Genomic DNA, 15,065 nt, shown 5'->3' with positions numbered 1-15,065 from the left:
TCTTTGCGGTCACGGTCCCGGTGGAGCCTCGCGGCCCAGTTGCTCGTGTGGCAGGTGGTCGCGCTGCTCCTCGTGCTCGTCGTGGTCGCCGCGATCACCGTCCAGCAGTCGACCTCCGACTTCCGCTCCTCACGGCAGACCCGCATGCTCGCGGTCGCCGAGTCCCTCGCCGCAACGCCCGTCGTGCGTTCCGAGCTGGTCGAAGGGGGTAACCGTCGCGCCCTCGAGGCCCAGCTGGGGCGGGCGGCGAGCCTGTCCGGTGCCCGGCACGTGCAGCTCGTCGGCCGCGACGGCACGGTCTTCGCCTCGACCGATGCCACCGACCTCGGGACGCGGGCGACCCTCGGCGTGCCGGTCACCGACGGTCGTTCGTGGTCGGGCGACATCGTGCTCGACGGGGACAAGGGCGTCGGTGGCCAGGCACCGGTCATCGGCGACGACGAGCAGGTGCAGGGGGTCGCGCTGGTCGTCGAGGACTACCCGCCGTGGTCGGAGCGGTTGCTCGACGCGGCGCCCGACCTCGTGCTCTTCCTCGGTGCGGCCGCCGCGCTCGGACTGGCGGGCGCCTTCGGGCTCTCCCGCTTCATCCGGCGGCAGACGCGCGGCCTCGAGCCGGCCGAGATCGCCCGGCTCGCCGACCACCAGGAGGCCCTGCTCACCGGCATCCACGAGGGCGTCGTCGGGGTGAGTGCCACAGGCCAGCTCACGCTCGTCAACACCTCCGCCCGGCAGCTGCTCGGTGTGGGGGAGTCCGCCATCGGGCGACGGGTGATCGACCTCGACCTGCGCGGCGGGCTCGGCGCCTTCCTCGCCAGCGAGGGTGACAGCGACCCGACCCTGCTCGTCGTCGACGACCGGACCCTCGTGCTCACCCGACGGCGCACCTTCTTCGACGACAAGCCGGTCGGCACGGTGACGACGATGGTCGACCGCAGCGACCTGCTCGCGCTGCAGAGCCAGGTCTCGGCCCAGGCGAGCATCACCGATGCGCTGCGGGCGCAGACCCACGAGTTCGACAACCGGCTGCACACGATCTCGGGGCTGGTGCAGCTGGGGGAGTACGACGAGGTCGTCGCGCTCATCGCCGACGTCAACCGTCGCCGCACCGAGATCAGCGAGACGGTGACGCGCTACGTCGAGGACCCCCGGGTGGCCGCGCTGCTCATCGCCAAGGTCACCGCCGCCTCCGAGATCGGCATCGACCTGTCGATCGAGCCCGAGTCGCACCTGCCGCGCCTGGCGCCCGACACGGCCGCCGACGTCATCACCGTGCTCGGCAACCTCATCGACAACGCGCTCGACGCGACCCGGGCCAATGGCGGCCACGAGACCTCGGTGCGCCTGACGACGGACGAGACCGGGCCGCTCGTGCGGGTCGCCGACACGGGCGCAGGCATCCCGCCGGAGGACGTCGACCGGGTCTTCGAGCGCGGGTGGTCGACGAAGCCGAGCGGGGCCGCCGGTCGGGGCATCGGCCTCGCGCTCGTGCAGGCCGTATGCTCCCGGGGCGGTGGCCGGGTGTCGGTCGCCCAGGGTGACTTCGGGGCCGTCTTCACCGCGTCCCTGGGCGCCGCGCGCAGCGAGGAGCAGTGATGGAGCAGCTCGACGTGGTCGTCGTCGACGACGACTTCCTCGTGGTCAAGGTGCACACCCGCTTCGTCGAGATGGTGCCCGGCTTCCGCGTCGTCGCGACCGCCGCGACGGGCCAGCAGGCGCTCGACGCCGTCGACGAGCACGACCCGCACCTCGTCCTGCTCGACGTCCACCTGCCCGACATGACCGGCATCGAGGTGCTGCGTCGGCTGCGTGCGGCAGGCCACGACGTCGGTGTCCTCATGGTGACCGCGGCCCGTGAGGTCGAGCAGGTGCGGGCGGCGCGCACGGGCGGCGCCTTCGGCTACCTCGTCAAGCCCTTCGGCCAGCCCGACCTCGCGGCTCGGCTCGCGGACTTCCGCGCCGAGCTCGAGCGGCTCGCGCAGGTCGACGAGGAGGCCGGGCAGGAGGACATCGACTCGATCTTCGCCGGCGGTCCGGCCTCGGCCCCGCGGCCGACGACCCTGCCCAAGGGCCTGAGCGCCGACACGGGCGAGCTCGTCCTCGCGGCGGTCCGCGAGACGCCCGACCTGTCCGCCGCCGAGTGCGGCGAGGCGGTCGGTCTCTCCCGGGTGACCGCCCGGCGCTACCTCGAGCACTTCGTCGGCACGGGCGAGCTCGAGGGCCGGCAGCAGTACGGCAGGGTCGGTCGGCCGGAGAAGCGCTACCGCCACGTGAGGTGACGGGACCCCCTTCGTCCGCATCGTGACCCGGGTCATGGTCACCCGAGGCGAGGAGTATCGTGCTGGGCATGCGGACGGACCTGCTCCTTCTCTGCCGCGGCGAGGCCTGACAGACGGCCACCTCGTCGCGGAGTTCGTGGTGCCGACCAGCGCAGACCCCACGTGACGAAGGACGAAGCATGATCCACCCCCAGCAGGCCACCGCGATGCCGGTGAGCAAGTACATCCCTTTCCAGGAGCAGATCGCCGTCGAGCTGCCCGACCGCACCTGGCCCGACCGGGTCATGACGCAGGCCCCGCGCTGGTGCGCGGTCGACCTGCGCGACGGCAACCAGGCCCTCATCGACCCGATGGACGCCGAGCGCAAGCTGCAGATGTTCCAGCTGCTCGTCAAGATGGGCTACAAGGAGATCGAGGTCGGCTTCCCGAGCGCGAGCGAGACCGACTACAACTTCTGCCGCGAGCTCATCGACGGTGGCCACATCCCCGACGACGTGACGATCCAGGTGCTCACGCAGTGCCGTGACCACCTCATCGAGAAGACCTTCGACGCCATCGCCGGCAGCAAGACCGCGATCGTCCACTTCTACAACTCGACGTCGGTGCTGCAGCGTCGGGTCGTCTTCAACAGCGACCAGGACGGCATCATCGACATCGCGCTGCAGGGCGCGCGGCTGTGCAAGAAGCTCGAGGAGACCATCCCCGACACCGACGTCTACTACCAGTACTCGCCGGAGTCCTACACGGGCACCGAGCTCGACTTCGCGGCGCGGATCTGCAACGAGGTCATCGACGTCATCGACCCGACGCCGGACCACAAGATGATCATCAACCTGCCGGCGACGGTGGAGATGGCCACGCCCAACGTCTACGCCGACTCGATCGAGTGGATGAGCCGCCACATCGAGCGTCGCGAGTCCGTCGTGCTGTCGCTGCACCCGCACAACGACCGTGGCGAAGGGGTGGCTGCCGCCGAGCTCGGCTACCTCGCCGGGGCCGACCGGATCGAGGGCTGCCTCTTCGGCAACGGCGAGCGCACCGGCAACGTCGACCTGGTGACGCTGGGGATGAACCTCTTCAGCCAAGGCATCGACCCGCAGATCGACTTCTCCCAGATGGACGAGATCCGTCGCACGGTCGAGCACTGCACCCAGCTGCCCGTGCACCCGCGCCACCCGTGGGGCGGCGACCTCGTGTACACCGCCTTCTCCGGGTCGCACCAGGACGCGATCAAGAAGGGCTTCGAGGACATGGAGGTGCGGGCCAAGCAGGCCGGCACCGACGTCAACGGCATCGACTGGGGCGTGCCCTACCTGCCGATCGACCCGCACGACATCGGCCGGTCCTACGAAGCGGTCGTACGCGTCAACAGCCAGTCCGGCAAGGGCGGCGTCGCCTACCTGCTGAAGTCCGAGCAGGGTCTGGACCTGCCGCGTCGCCTGCAGATGGAGTTCTCTGCCGTCGTCCAGCGCAAGACCGACGCCGACGGTGGCGAGATGAGCGGTCTGGCCCTGTGGGAGGTCTTCAACGACGAGTACCTGCACAGCGAGGACAAGGACGGCTGGGGTCGCTTCCAGCCGGTCCGCTCCACGCTCACCGGTGAGGACTCGGGCCTGGACCGCATCGAGGGGCACATCCTCGACGGCGGCCAGGAGGTCGAGATCTCCGGCACCGGCAACGGCCCGATCGCTGCCTTCCTCGATGCCCTCGCCCCGCTCGGCGTCGACGTGCGCGTCCTCGACTACGCCGAGCACGCCCTCTCGGCCGGTGGTGACTCCAAGGCTGCCGCCTATGTCGAGTGCGCCGTCGGCGACCGGGTGCTGTGGGGCGTCGGCGTGCACGACTCGATCGTCAAGGCCTCGCTGCGCGCGATCCTCTCGGCGGTCAACCGTGCTGAGCGGGATGCGCAGGGCGTCGAGGCCTGAGCGGGGCCGCACCCGCGTCATCCGGGCGCGAGGTCAGGCGGTCCGTGCGGGATCGCGTCGCCGGTGGATGGCGGCGCCCAGGAGACTCGTGAGCAGGAGCACCACGCCTGCCACGAGGAGAGCGCCGGCCACGCCGAGCGACCCCTCGCCGAGGTCGAAGGCGGCCTGGGTGCTCGATGCCGTCGCTGTCACGACGCCGACCGCCAGATGGGGCCAGGCCCGAGTCGCCGCGTACCCGGCGAGTGCCACGACGGCCAGCAGGCCGAGGGCGAGGTAGGCGGGCGTGAGGTTGTCCCAGACGCCGTAGAGCGCCTGGGCGGCACCTGCGGCGAGGGCCCCGGCGGTGAGGCGACCCGTCTGTCGCGTGTAGAGGTGACCCGACTCCGCAAGTGCGACGAGGGCCACTGCTGCGATCAGGAGCAGCGCGCTGAAGAGCGCGTAGCTGAAGGACCATTCCCGGCCGGTGGCCAGAGAGGTCCCGAGGCCGACCCACGCCCCGGCGCCAGCGAGCAGACCCACGACAGTGGGGGAGAGCAGGTAGCCCAGCAGGAGGACGGCGAGGCCCACACCGAACCCGAAGACCTCGATCCGCGGGCCTTCGTGACCCAGCACCTGGGTGACGACGATGTGTGCGGCCCACCCGGCCAAGGTGCCGGCGCCCACGAGCAGGGCGCCGGCCAACCGCCGACGCGCGGCAGCCCGGGACCTGCGGATCTGCCCGGGGCCGTGGGCGAGCGCGACGACGGCACCAGCCGCAGCCGCGAGGACCGCCGCCGCGCCAGCCACGAGGCCGGCACGGGTGCCGGAGGTCAGGTGGGACCACTGGGTGCCGATGAAGAGGGCTGCGGCGGTGAAGACGAGCACCCCACCGACATAGGCGCTGATCTCCCCGGCCAGCCGGCCACGCCCCGTGCTGCCCTGACCGGTGCCGCTGATGACGCTGAGCGCTCGGTCACGATCTGCCGGGTCGATGATGCCTGCGGCCACGAGCTCGTCGACGGCCGCCACCGTGTGGTCCGGGTGCTGATGAACGGACATGGGATCCTCCTGCCCTGATGGGGCTCGGACGAGCGCCATGACCCATCATCTCGGCACCGCGTCGCGGGCGGAATGGGTGGGATCACTCACCCGGCTCAGCGGACTCCGGCCACGCGGAACTGGATCGAGACGCGGGGCCCGACGGCGGCCGAGGTCTTGGGCACGGCGTGGTCCCAGGTCCGCTGGCAGGCGCCGCCCATGACGACGAGGTCTCCGTGGCCGAGCGAGACCCGTTGCGAGACACCGCCATCGCGAGGGCGAAGGGAGAGGTGCCTCGCCGAGCCGAGGGAGACGATGGCGATCATCGTGTCCTGCTCGCGGCTGCGGCCGATCCGGTCGCCGTGCCACGCGACGGAGTCCTCGCCGTCGCGGTAGAGGCACAGGCCGGCGGTGACGAAGGGCTCGCCGAGCTCGATCGCGTAGTGGGCCGAGAGCTGCTCGCGCATGTCGGTGAGCAGCGGGTGGGGGAGGGCCTCCCCTTCGCCGTAGAAGCACTGCAGGCGAGGCACGTCGACGACGGAGTCGTACATCTGCCGGCGCTCGGCCCGCCACGGCACCTCGTGCAGCAGCGTCGTCAGGACCTCGTCGCTGCCGCAGGCCCACCCGGGCAGCAGGTCGAGCCAGGCGGTGCCGTCGAGGAAGCGGCGGTGCCGCCGGTCGAGGTCACCGAGCGTCGGGGAGTCGGCCGTGTCGAAGAGCGAGGACTGGAGCGCCTGCATGGACCGAGCGTAGCAGCGGGTCGAACGTGTGTTCGAGAGGTTGGACTCGGCGTGGGGGTGCGTGTCGTGTCGGTGCGAAGGGAGACAATGGCCCGGTGCCCCTCTACCGCGACTCCGGGGTCGTCCTGCGCACCCACAAGCTGGGTGAGGCCGACCGGATCATCACCGTGCTCACGCGCGGCCGGGGCAAGGTCCGCGCAGTGGCGAAGGGGGTCCGCCGCACGAAGTCGAAGTTCGGCGCCCGCCTCGAGCCGGGCATGCACGTCGACCTCCAGTGCTACGAGGGGCGCAACCTCGACACCGTGACCCAGGCCGAGTCGCTCGACCCGTGGGGTGACCAGATCGCCCGCGACTACTCGCGCTGGACCGCTGCCTCGGCGATGCTCGAGACCGCCGACCGGCTCACCGAGGAGGGCGAGATGGCGGTGCAGCAGTTCCTCCTGCTCGCCGGCGCGCTGCGCTCGCTCGCCCACGCCGAGCACGCCCCCGAGCTCAGCCTCGACGCCTACCTCCTGCGTGCCCTGGCCGTCGCCGGCTGGGCGCCGAGCTTCCACGACTGCGCCCAGTGCGGCGAGCCGGGCCCGCACCGCGCCTTCCACGTCGCCCACGGCGGCGTGCTCTGCCGCAGCTGCCGCGTGCCCGGCGCCTCCGCGCCCGCACCCGAGACCCTCGAGCTGCTCGCCGCCCTGCTCACCGGCGACTGGGCAGCCGCTGACACCTCCCTCGACCGCCACCGGCGCGAGGGCTCCGGCCTGACCGCGGCCTTCCTCCAGTGGCACCTCGAGCGCGGGGTGCTCTCCCTTCGTCACGTCGACCGCACCCGCCCCGACCCCACCCCATCGCAGAGGACCGGATGAGCCGCTACGAGACCCCGTTCGCCCACCCGAGCGGAGCGACGCCCCCGCCCGTGCCCGCCGACCTCGTGCCCGGGCACGTCGCGATCGTCATGGACGGCAACGGCCGCTGGGCCAACCAGCGCGGCCTGCCGCGGACCAAGGGCCACGAGGCCGGCGAGGGGGCGCTGCTCGACGTCGTCGCCGGCGCGCTCGACATCGGGGTCAAGCACCTGTCGACCTATGCCTTCTCCACGGAGAACTGGCGCCGTTCGCCCGAGGAGGTGCGCTTCCTCATGGGCTTCAACCGTGACGTCATCCGCCGCCGCCGCGACCAGCTGCACGCATGGGGCGTGCGCATGCGCTGGGTCGGTCGGCGTCCGCGGCTGTGGAGCTCGGTCATCAAGGAGCTCGAGATCGCCCAGGAGATGACCCGCGACAACGACGCGCTGACGCTCTACTTCTGCGTCAACTACGGAGGTCGCGCCGAGATCGCCGACGGCGTGCGGCGCATCGCCGAGGACGTCAAGGCGGGCCGGCTCAAGGGCTCGGGCATCGACGAGCGCACCATCGCGCGCTATCTCACCGAGCCGACCATGCCCGACGTCGACCTCTTCCTGCGCAGCTCGGGGGAGCAGCGCACGAGCAACTTCCTGCTCTGGCAGTCGGCCTATGCCGAGATGGTCTTCCAGGACACGCTGTGGCCCGACTACGACCGCCGCCACCTGTGGGAGGCCATCGAGACCTACGCCCAGCGCGAGCGGCGGTACGGCGGCGCGGTGGACGCGCCCACCACGGGGAGCGCCTGAGCGTCACCTACGCTGGCGAGACCGTGCGCCGACGCACGGTGAGCCGTCACGGAGAGGTCGCACATGTGTCGAGTCCTTGCCTACATCGGGCCGGAGACCCCGCTGGAGAGCCTGCTGCTCACGCCGGACAACAGCCTGGTCAACCAGGCGCTCGACCCGGAGCGGCACCCCGAGCTGCAGCTCGCGGGCTGGGGGTTCGGCGCGTGGGGCGACCACCTGCTCAAGCCGCACGAGCCCCTCATCTACCGCCGGCCGATGGCGGCCTTCTACGACGACAATGCCGCGAGCCTGATCCCCAGCCTCCAGGCCAACACCCTGCTGGCGCACGTGCGGGCGGCGGCCTACGACTCCCAGGTCGTCCTCGCTGACGAGAACTGCCACCCCTTCTTCTTCGAGGGGGCGCCGTGGCTCATCGCGCAGAACGGCTACCTGCCGGGCTGGCAGGTCCTGCAGCGCGAGCTGCTGCAGCACTGCGCGGACGAGTACCTCCAGCAGATGCGCGGCACGACCGACACCGAGTTCCTCGCCGTGCTCCTGCTGTCTCTGCTCGAGGGCAACGGCGACGAGGACGTCCAGCGCGCGGTCGAGCAGCTGCTGCGGCTCGTGGCCGATGCCATGAGGACCCTGCAGCTCCCCGGGCTGACCAAGCTCAAGATGGCCCTGGTCTCGCCGGGGCGCATCATCGGGATCAACTGGGGGCTCGGGCACCGCGGCGAGGTGGACCCGCCGGGGGACTGGCGCGAGCTGCGCGAGGCTCCCGCCGGCAGCGACGACTTCGACCTCGGGATGCTCCTCGAGCCGATGTACCTGCTGCTGGGACGCAACTTCGAGCAGGCCGAGGGGACCTACGGCTTCGAGGAGTGCACCGAGGAGGACGCCACCGCGGCGGTCTTCGCCTCCGAGCCCCTCACCGAGGACGGCGAGGGCTGGCTGTCGCTCGACTACGGCTCGATCACCTTCCTCGAGAGGCAGGACGACGGCCGGATCACCAGGTCGGCCCGCGAGCTCGCCCTGCCGGAGGCGCCCTAGCCGCAGTCCGCGCAGCGCCCGAAGAGCTCGAGCGTGTGCGACACGTCGGTGAAGCCGTGCTCGGCGCTCACCTTGTCGGCCCACCGCTCGACCGCCGGGCCCTCGACCTCGACCGTGCGGCCGCAGTCGCGGCAGACGAGGTGGTGGTGGTGGCCGGTGCTGCACCGGCGGTAGACGATCTCCCCGTCGTCGGTGCGAAGGGAGTCCAGCGCGTCCTCGTCGACCATCGCCTGGAGCGTCCGGTAGACCGTCGCCAGACCGATCTTGTCGCCGCCGGCGACGAGGCTCGCGTGCACCTCCTGGGCCGAGCGGAACTCGTCGGACCGGTCGATGTCGGCCTCGATGGCGGTGCGCTGCCGGGTGGGGCGGCGGGTGCGGGTGTCGGTCATCGGGGGCTCCCCTCGAGGGTGGTCTCCGTGTGGTGGTCGGGATCGTGCTCGTCCCAGTGGTCACCGTGGCGGGCGTGCCGGTGTCCGTCGTGCAGGTAGTCGACGTGGTCGCCGTGGAGGACGACGTCGTGACCGCACTCCTCCCAGTGGACGTGCTCGTGCGCCTCGGCCGTGTGGTGCCGACGGCGCCCGAGGGCTCGCACGACGGTGGCGCCGGCAGCCGACGTGACGAAGACCGCGATGGCGAGCAGGACGATCGTCGCGCCCGAGGGGGTGTCGGCGTAGAAGCTCGTGACGACGCCGCCGACGCTGGTCAGCGTGCCGACGAGCACCGCCCAGACCAGGCCGCCGCGGAAGGATCGGCCGAGGTACTGCCCGGTCGCATTGGGCAGGATCATCAGGGCGCTGATGAGCAGCAGGCCGATGACCCGCATCGAGATGACGACGGTGACGCCGGTGAGCACGGCGAGCAGGATGTTGGTCGCGAGCACGGGCAGGCCCGAGGCCCGGGCGTACTCGTCGTCCTGGGCGACGGCGAAAAGACGCTCGCGCAGCACGAGCACGGTGAGCACGACGACCGCCGCGAGCACGGCGAACTGGACGAGGTCGCTCGGCGAGACCGTCGTCAGGGCGCCGAAGAGGAAGCCCTGCAGGTTGGTCGCGGACCCGGACGGCGCCTTGGCGATGATGACCACGCCCGCGGCCAGGCCGCCGTAGAACATCACCGCGAGGGCCAGGTCGCCCCCGGTGCGCCCGAGGTGCCGCAGCAGCTCGATGGCCACCGCGGCGAGCACGACGACGACGAGTGCGGTGAGCACGGGGGAGGTGCTCGTCAGCACGCCGATGCCGACGCCGGCGAGGGCGACGTGGCCCATGCCGTCGCCGATGAGCGACATGCCGCGCTGCACGAGGAAGACGCCGACGAGCGGCGCCGACGCCCCGACGAGCAGGGCGGCGATGAGGGAGTTGCGCATGAACTCCAGGGCGAGCAGGTCCATCAGCGGGTCCCTCCCGGCGTGATCATCGTCGTCGGCACGGCGGCGGGAGGTGGCGTCCCCTCGTCGGAGTGGTGAGTGTGGGCCTCCTCGCCGGCGGCGAGCTCGCCCGGCGCGCAGTCCTGCTGGATGCCGCCGCCGCGCACGACGACGGTGCGGGTGACGATCTCGGCGAGGGCGTCGAGCTCGTGGGTGACGATGACCAGGGTCGCGCCGCGCTCGACGAGCCGGCGCATGACGGCGACGAGCACGGCCTGGTGGCCGCGGTCGACGCCGGCGGTCGGCTCGTCCATGAGGAAGACGTCGGGCCGGCTGGCCAGGGCGCGGGCGATGAGCACGCGGCGCTGCTGGCCGCCGGAGAGGGTGGCGACGTCGTGGCCGGCCAGGTCGGCGAGGCCGACGACGGACAGCGACTCGCGCACGAGGTCGCGACTCGCCGCGTCGTGGATGCGCCACGGCGCCCACCAGGGGGTGCGCACGGTGCGGCCCATGGTGACGATCTCGGCGGCGGTCGCACGGACGGCGGAGGCGAGCGTGTGCCGCTGCGGCACGTAGCCGATGCCGGCGCGGGCTCCCGGGGTCGCGACGTCGTGGCCGAGGACCCTGGCCCGGCCGGCGTGCAGCTCGGAGAGGCCGAGCAGTCCCTTGACGAGGGTCGACTTGCCCGAGCCGTTGGGGCCGAGCACGGCGACGACCTCACCGCGCTGCACGGTGAGGTCGAGGTCGCGCACGATGGTGCGGTCCTCGTAGCCGAAGGCGGTGCCCTCGAGCTCGATGACGGGTGCGGGGTCGGTCACGAGCATCCCTGGCCCTTCTCCACGGTCGCGAGGTTGCTGCGCATGACCGAGACGTAGTCGTCGCCGTCGGAGGCGTCGGTCAGGCCCTCGATCGGGTCGAGGACGGCGACCTCGGCCCCGGTGTCGCGAGCGATCGTCTCCGCGGTGTCGCGGGGGACGAGCGTCTCGGCGTACACGGTGGTGATCTTCTCATCCTTGATGTGCTCGATGAGGTCGGCGAGCGCCGTGGGGCTCGGCTCGGCGCCGGGCGTCAGGCCGCTCACCGACTCCTGGTGGAACCCGTAGCGGTCGGCGAAGTAGGCGAAGGCGGAGTGGCCGGTGACCAGGTCGTGGTTGGTGCACTCGGCGAGCCCGGCCTTGAGGTCCTTGTCCAGTGCCTTGAGTTCGCCGGCGAACTCCTGGGCATTGGCCCGGTAGTCGGCGGCGTGGTCGGGGTCGGCCTCGGCGAAGCGCTCGCCCATCGCCTCGACGACATCGGCGTAGCGGGTCGGGTCGAGCCAGAAGTGCGGATCGGTGTCGCCGTGGCCGTGGCCTTCGTGTCCCCCTTCGCCCTCGTGCTCGTCGTGCGCCGCCTCGATGTCGAGCCGGGCGAAGGGGGCGACGTCCATCGCGCTGTCGCCGGCCTCCTGCGCCGCGTCGTCGACCGACGGCTGGAAGTCCTTGAGGTAGATCAGCGCGTCCGCACGGCTGGCCTCGAGCACCTGCTTGGGCGTCAGCTCGAGGTCGTGGGGCTCGGCGCCCGGCTTGGTGAGGTTGGTGACGCTCGCATGGTCGCCGCCGACCCGCTCGGCCGCCTCCTGGAGCGGGTAGAAGGAGGCGGCGACGGTGAGGGAGGCGTCGCCCTGGGCGTCACCGTCGGTACCCGTCCCGCAGCCGGTGACGGCGAGGACGAGGGCGGCGACGGCGAGGGGGAGGCGGTGGCGAAGCGGCATGAGAACGATTCTCAGCGAAACTGAGAACCGTTGTCAACTGAGGGTCAGCGGGGGACGATCTTGACGATCGTCAGGGCGACGACGAGCAGGATGACGGCGACCCGCATGAGCCGCTCGGTGCCGGTCAGTCGGGGCCAGCTCAGGGCGAGCATCCACAGCAGGAAGAGGGCGACGAGGCCCAGCGGGATCGCGCCCCATGAGCCGATGAAGGCGCCGACGAGCACGAGCGCGAGGACGACGAGGACCGGCACGGCGGGAGGCAGCCCGGCGATGACGCGGGTGACCGGGAGGCTGGCGCGCTCGAAGGCGGTGGTCGCGACGGGCTCGGGACGGCGGGAGGAGCTGCTGGACACCCCCACAGGGTAAGCGGGCCGATGCGGTCGCTCGGCACCGCGCCGGATAACCTCTCCCACATGGCCAAGCAGACCTCCACCGTGGACACCGTCGTCAACCTCTGCAAGCGCAGGGGCTTCGTCTTCCCGTGCGGTGAGATCTACGGCGGTACCCGCTCCGCGTGGGACTACGGACCGCTCGGTGTCGAGCTCAAGGAGAACATCAAGCGCCAGTGGTGGCGCTCGATGGTCACCGGCCGCGACGACGTCGTCGGCCTCGACTCCTCGATCATCCTGCCGCGCGAGACCTGGGTCGCCTCGGGTCACGTCGGCACCTTCACCGACCCGCTCACCGAGTGCCTCAGCTGCCACAAGCGCCACCGCCAGGACCACCTGCAGGAGGCCGTGGCCGACAAGGCGGCGAAGAAGGGTCAGGAGATCGACCCCGACAGCATCCCGATGAGCGAGATCGTCTGCCCCGACTGCGGCACGCGCGGCCAGTGGACCGAGGCCCGCGAGTTCAACATGATGCTCAAGACCTATCTCGGCGTCATCGAGGACGAGTCCGGGCTGCACTACCTGCGCCCCGAGACCGCCCAGGGCATCTTCATCAACTTCAACAACGTCCTGCAGACCTCGCGCAAGAAGCCGCCCTTCGGCATCGCGCAGACCGGCAAGTCCTTCCGCAACGAGATCACGCCGGGCAACTTCATCTTCCGCACCCGCGAGTTCGAGCAGATGGAGATGGAGTTCTTCGTCAAGCCGGGCGAGGACGAGGACTGGCACCAGTACTGGATCGACGAGCGCACCCGCTGGTACACCGATCTGGGCATCAACCCCGACAACCTGCGCCACTTCGAGCACCCGCAGGACAAGCTGAGCCACTACTCCAAGCGCACCGTCGACATCGAGTACCGGTTCAACTTCGCGGGCAGCGAGTGGGGCGAGCTCGAGGGCATCGCCAACCGCACCGACTACGACCTGACGAGCCACAGCAAGCACTCGGGTACCGACCTCGTCTTCTACGACCAGGCCAACAACGAGCGCTACACGCCCTACGTCATCGAGCCGGCGGCCGGTCTGTCCCGCTCGATCATGACCTTCCTCGTCGACGCCTACGCCGAGGACGAGGCCCCCAATGCCAAGGGCGGCGTCGACAAGCGCACCGTGCTGCGCCTCGACCACCGGCTCGCCCCGGTCAAGGCCGCGGTCCTGCCGCTGTCGCGCAACGCCGACCTCTCGCCCAAGGCGCGCGACCTCGCCGCGCAGCTGCGCAAGAGCTGGAACGTCGACTTCGACGACTCGCAGGCCATCGGCAAGCGCTACCGCCGCCAGGACGAGATCGGCACGCCCTACTGCATCACCGTCGACTTCGACACCCTCGAGGACAACGCGGTCACCATCCGTGAGCGCGACACGATGGCGCAGGAGCGGGTCTCCATCGACCAGGTCGAGGCCTGGCTCGCGCCCAGGCTCCTCGGCTCCTGATCGCATGAGCCGAGCCGGGGCGCCGATCCGACTCCTGCTGGTCCACGGCAGTCGGCTCAACGCCGCGGCGTGGATCCCGCTCGAGGAGGCGCTCCTCGGGCGGATCGTGTGCCACCACGTCGACCTGCCCGGCCACGGGCTGGCCGCGGAGCTGCCCTTCACCATGGTGGGGGCGCTCGAGGCGGTCAGCCGGGGCGTGGCCGAGCTCGACCCCGGCCGGCACCGGGTGGTGCTCGCGGGCCACAGCCTCGGCGGGTACGTCGCGATGGAGTGGGCCGCGCAGCACCACATGGTCCTGGCCGGTCTGGTGCTCATGGGCTCGACCGCCGAGCCGAGCTCCCGGCTCGCGGGCGTCTACCGGTCGATGGCCTCCGCGCTGCGGACCGGTTTGGGTGACGAGCGGCGCGCCCCGCGCATCCGCGAGGCGGATGCCGCGTCGCTGCGTCGGATCATCGGTGAGCGGACCGCTACAGCCGTCCTCGAGCGCGGGCCGGGCCTCGCGGCGATCCCCGACGCGTGGGACGCGGTCATCGACGAGGTCGACCTGGGGTCGCTCACCGATGTCGACGTGCCGATCCTCGCGGTCAACGGCGAGTTCGACCAGTTCCGCGTCGGCGAAGGGAGGGCCCGTCGCCTGCGTCAGGACCTCGAGGTCGTCCACGTGCCAGGGGCCACGCACTTCGCGCCGATGACCCACCCGCTGCCCGTGGCCCGGGCGATCGCCGAGTTCGTCGCCGGCCTGCCGGCCTGAGCCGGCGCGGCGGCTCAGGCCGGCGGGAGCTGCTCGGCGAGCCACTCGCCGGTGTGCGCCCAGGCCTCGGCGGAGGCCTGTGGGTGGTGGAAGACCGGGGTGGGATTGTCGAAGGCGTGCCCGGCACCCTCGTGCCGCACGAAGGTCGTCGCATCGCCCCGCGTGGCGGCCTCGACGGCGGCGACCCCCTCGACGGGGATGAACTGGTCGGCGGTTCCCCAGTGGTGCAGCTGCGGGACCCGCACGAGGTCGGCGAGCTCGAGCAGGGTCGGGATCTGGGAGCCGTAGTAGGCGACGAGCGCCGCCGGCGGCTCACCGGCCTGCGTGAGCGCAGCCGTCGTCGCCCAGGCGAGTCCGCCGCCGAAGCAGAAGCCGAGCAGCCCCACCGGGCCGGTGACCTCGGGGCGCTCGCGCAGCACCCGGGTCGCGGCGACGGTGTCGGCGACGGTCTGCCCCCAGTCGAGTCTCCCGGCGGCGCCCATGGCCTCCTCGAGGTGGTCGGCGTCCTCGCCGATCACCGGGCTGCCCAGGCGCCAGTAGGACTCGGGCACGAGCACGACGTAGCCGAGGTCGGCGAGGTCCCGGGCCCGGGAGCGGATGTAGTCGGTGACGCCGAAGATCTCCTGGCAGACGACCAGACCCGGTCCGCTGCCGCTCGGCGGCAGGAAGACCTGGACGGGCAGCTCGCCCCCGTCGACGGGGACGACGGTGCGCTGGTCAGGAGTCACGGAGCCCATCCGGCCACTCTAGGA

General features: G+C 71.5%; 16 protein-coding genes. 8 read left to right on the top strand and 8 right to left on the bottom strand.

What is annotated here, in order from left to right; genetic code table 11:
- The first annotated feature begins 45 nt into the window (after positions 1 to 45).
- The 3 genes from NMQ01_RS09645 (at position 46) to leuA (ending at position 4,201) form a co-directional block, all read left to right on the top strand.
- Positions 46 to 1,593, top strand: a complete 1,548-nt coding sequence (locus NMQ01_RS09645) for an ATP-binding protein (protein ID WP_255183727.1) — start codon at positions 46 to 48, stop codon at positions 1,591 to 1,593.
- Positions 1,593 to 2,276, top strand: coding sequence for a response regulator (locus NMQ01_RS09640; RefSeq protein ID WP_255183726.1), 684 nt, complete (start codon positions 1,593 to 1,595; stop codon positions 2,274 to 2,276). Before NMQ01_RS09645 ends, NMQ01_RS09640 begins: the two co-directional genes overlap by 1 nt.
- Positions 2,277 to 2,455: 179 nt before the next feature.
- Positions 2,456 to 4,201, top strand: coding sequence for a 2-isopropylmalate synthase (gene leuA, locus NMQ01_RS09635; protein ID WP_255183725.1), 1,746 nt, complete (start codon positions 2,456 to 2,458; stop codon positions 4,199 to 4,201).
- A gap of 33 nt (positions 4,202 to 4,234) precedes the next feature.
- Here leuA and NMQ01_RS09630 read toward each other — a convergent pair whose 3' ends face one another.
- A complete protein-coding gene (locus NMQ01_RS09630) occupies positions 4,235 to 5,239 on the bottom strand; it encodes a DUF2157 domain-containing protein (protein WP_255183724.1) in 1,005 nt (334 codons plus the stop codon).
- A 95-nt stretch (positions 5,240 to 5,334) separates the two neighbouring features.
- Positions 5,335 to 5,958 (bottom strand): alpha-ketoglutarate-dependent dioxygenase AlkB, encoded by a 624-nt coding sequence (locus NMQ01_RS09625; protein ID WP_255183723.1) that lies wholly within the window; start codon positions 5,956 to 5,958, stop codon positions 5,335 to 5,337.
- Between the two features lie 95 nt (positions 5,959 to 6,053).
- On the opposite strand from NMQ01_RS09625, the gene recO reads away from it, so the two are divergent.
- The 3 genes from recO (at position 6,054) to NMQ01_RS09610 (ending at position 8,629) form a co-directional block, all read left to right on the top strand.
- Positions 6,054 to 6,815, top strand: coding sequence for a DNA repair protein RecO (recO, locus tag NMQ01_RS09620; RefSeq protein ID WP_255183722.1), 762 nt, complete (start codon positions 6,054 to 6,056; stop codon positions 6,813 to 6,815).
- Positions 6,812 to 7,600 carry an isoprenyl transferase gene (locus NMQ01_RS09615; protein WP_255183721.1) on the top strand — a complete coding sequence of 263 codons (789 nt, stop codon included), beginning with the start codon at positions 6,812 to 6,814 and terminating at the stop codon, positions 7,598 to 7,600. Before recO ends, NMQ01_RS09615 begins: the two co-directional genes overlap by 4 nt.
- Positions 7,601 to 7,663: 63 nt before the next feature.
- Complete coding sequence (locus tag NMQ01_RS09610; protein WP_255183720.1) at positions 7,664 to 8,629, top strand: class II glutamine amidotransferase; 966 nt, start codon at positions 7,664 to 7,666, stop codon at positions 8,627 to 8,629.
- Here NMQ01_RS09610 and NMQ01_RS09605 read toward each other — a convergent pair.
- The 5 genes from NMQ01_RS09605 to NMQ01_RS09585 are packed head-to-tail and all read right to left on the bottom strand — an operon-like array spanning position 8,626 to position 12,095.
- Complete coding sequence (locus NMQ01_RS09605; protein WP_255183719.1) at positions 8,626 to 9,018, bottom strand: Fur family transcriptional regulator; 393 nt, start codon at positions 9,016 to 9,018, stop codon at positions 8,626 to 8,628. The two genes, NMQ01_RS09610 and NMQ01_RS09605, sit on opposite strands and share 4 nt — an antisense overlap.
- Complete coding sequence (locus NMQ01_RS09600) at positions 9,015 to 10,019, bottom strand: metal ABC transporter permease (protein WP_255186351.1); 1,005 nt, start codon at positions 10,017 to 10,019, stop codon at positions 9,015 to 9,017. The genes NMQ01_RS09605 and NMQ01_RS09600 overlap by 4 nt, the downstream gene beginning before the upstream one ends.
- Positions 10,016 to 10,816: a metal ABC transporter ATP-binding protein gene (locus NMQ01_RS09595; RefSeq protein ID WP_255183718.1), complete on the bottom strand. Its 801-nt coding sequence runs from the start codon at positions 10,814 to 10,816 to the stop codon at positions 10,016 to 10,018. Before NMQ01_RS09595 ends, NMQ01_RS09600 begins: the two co-directional genes overlap by 4 nt.
- Positions 10,807 to 11,742: a metal ABC transporter substrate-binding protein gene (locus NMQ01_RS09590; RefSeq protein WP_255183717.1), complete on the bottom strand. Its 936-nt coding sequence runs from the start codon at positions 11,740 to 11,742 to the stop codon at positions 10,807 to 10,809. The genes NMQ01_RS09595 and NMQ01_RS09590 overlap by 10 nt, the downstream gene beginning before the upstream one ends.
- A gap of 44 nt (positions 11,743 to 11,786) precedes the next feature.
- The gene (locus NMQ01_RS09585; RefSeq protein WP_255183716.1) at positions 11,787 to 12,095 is read right to left on the bottom strand and encodes a DUF6703 family protein; all 309 of its coding nucleotides are present in this window, start codon (positions 12,093 to 12,095) and stop codon (positions 11,787 to 11,789) included.
- A 60-nt stretch (positions 12,096 to 12,155) separates the two neighbouring features.
- Here NMQ01_RS09585 and NMQ01_RS09580 point away from each other — a divergent pair, with 60 nt between their 5' ends.
- Both NMQ01_RS09580 and NMQ01_RS09575 read left to right on the top strand, forming a co-directional pair.
- Positions 12,156 to 13,562: a glycine--tRNA ligase gene (locus tag NMQ01_RS09580; protein ID WP_255183715.1), complete on the top strand. Its 1,407-nt coding sequence runs from the start codon at positions 12,156 to 12,158 to the stop codon at positions 13,560 to 13,562.
- A 4-nt stretch (positions 13,563 to 13,566) separates the two neighbouring features.
- Entirely contained in the window at positions 13,567 to 14,313 is a 747-nt protein-coding gene (locus NMQ01_RS09575; RefSeq protein WP_255183714.1) for an alpha/beta fold hydrolase, read from the top strand.
- 14 nt (positions 14,314 to 14,327) lie between these two features.
- On the opposite strand, the gene NMQ01_RS09570 is transcribed toward NMQ01_RS09575, so the two are convergent.
- Positions 14,328 to 15,050 carry a dienelactone hydrolase family protein gene (locus tag NMQ01_RS09570; protein ID WP_255183713.1) on the bottom strand — a complete coding sequence of 241 codons (723 nt, stop codon included), beginning with the start codon at positions 15,048 to 15,050 and terminating at the stop codon, positions 14,328 to 14,330.
- Positions 15,051 to 15,065: the final 15 nt, after the last annotated feature.

Source organism: Janibacter sp. CX7 (assembly GCF_024362365.1).
GTDB lineage: Bacteria > Actinomycetota > Actinomycetes > Actinomycetales > Dermatophilaceae > Janibacter.
This window is presented reverse-complemented; position numbering and strand designations above follow the sequence as displayed.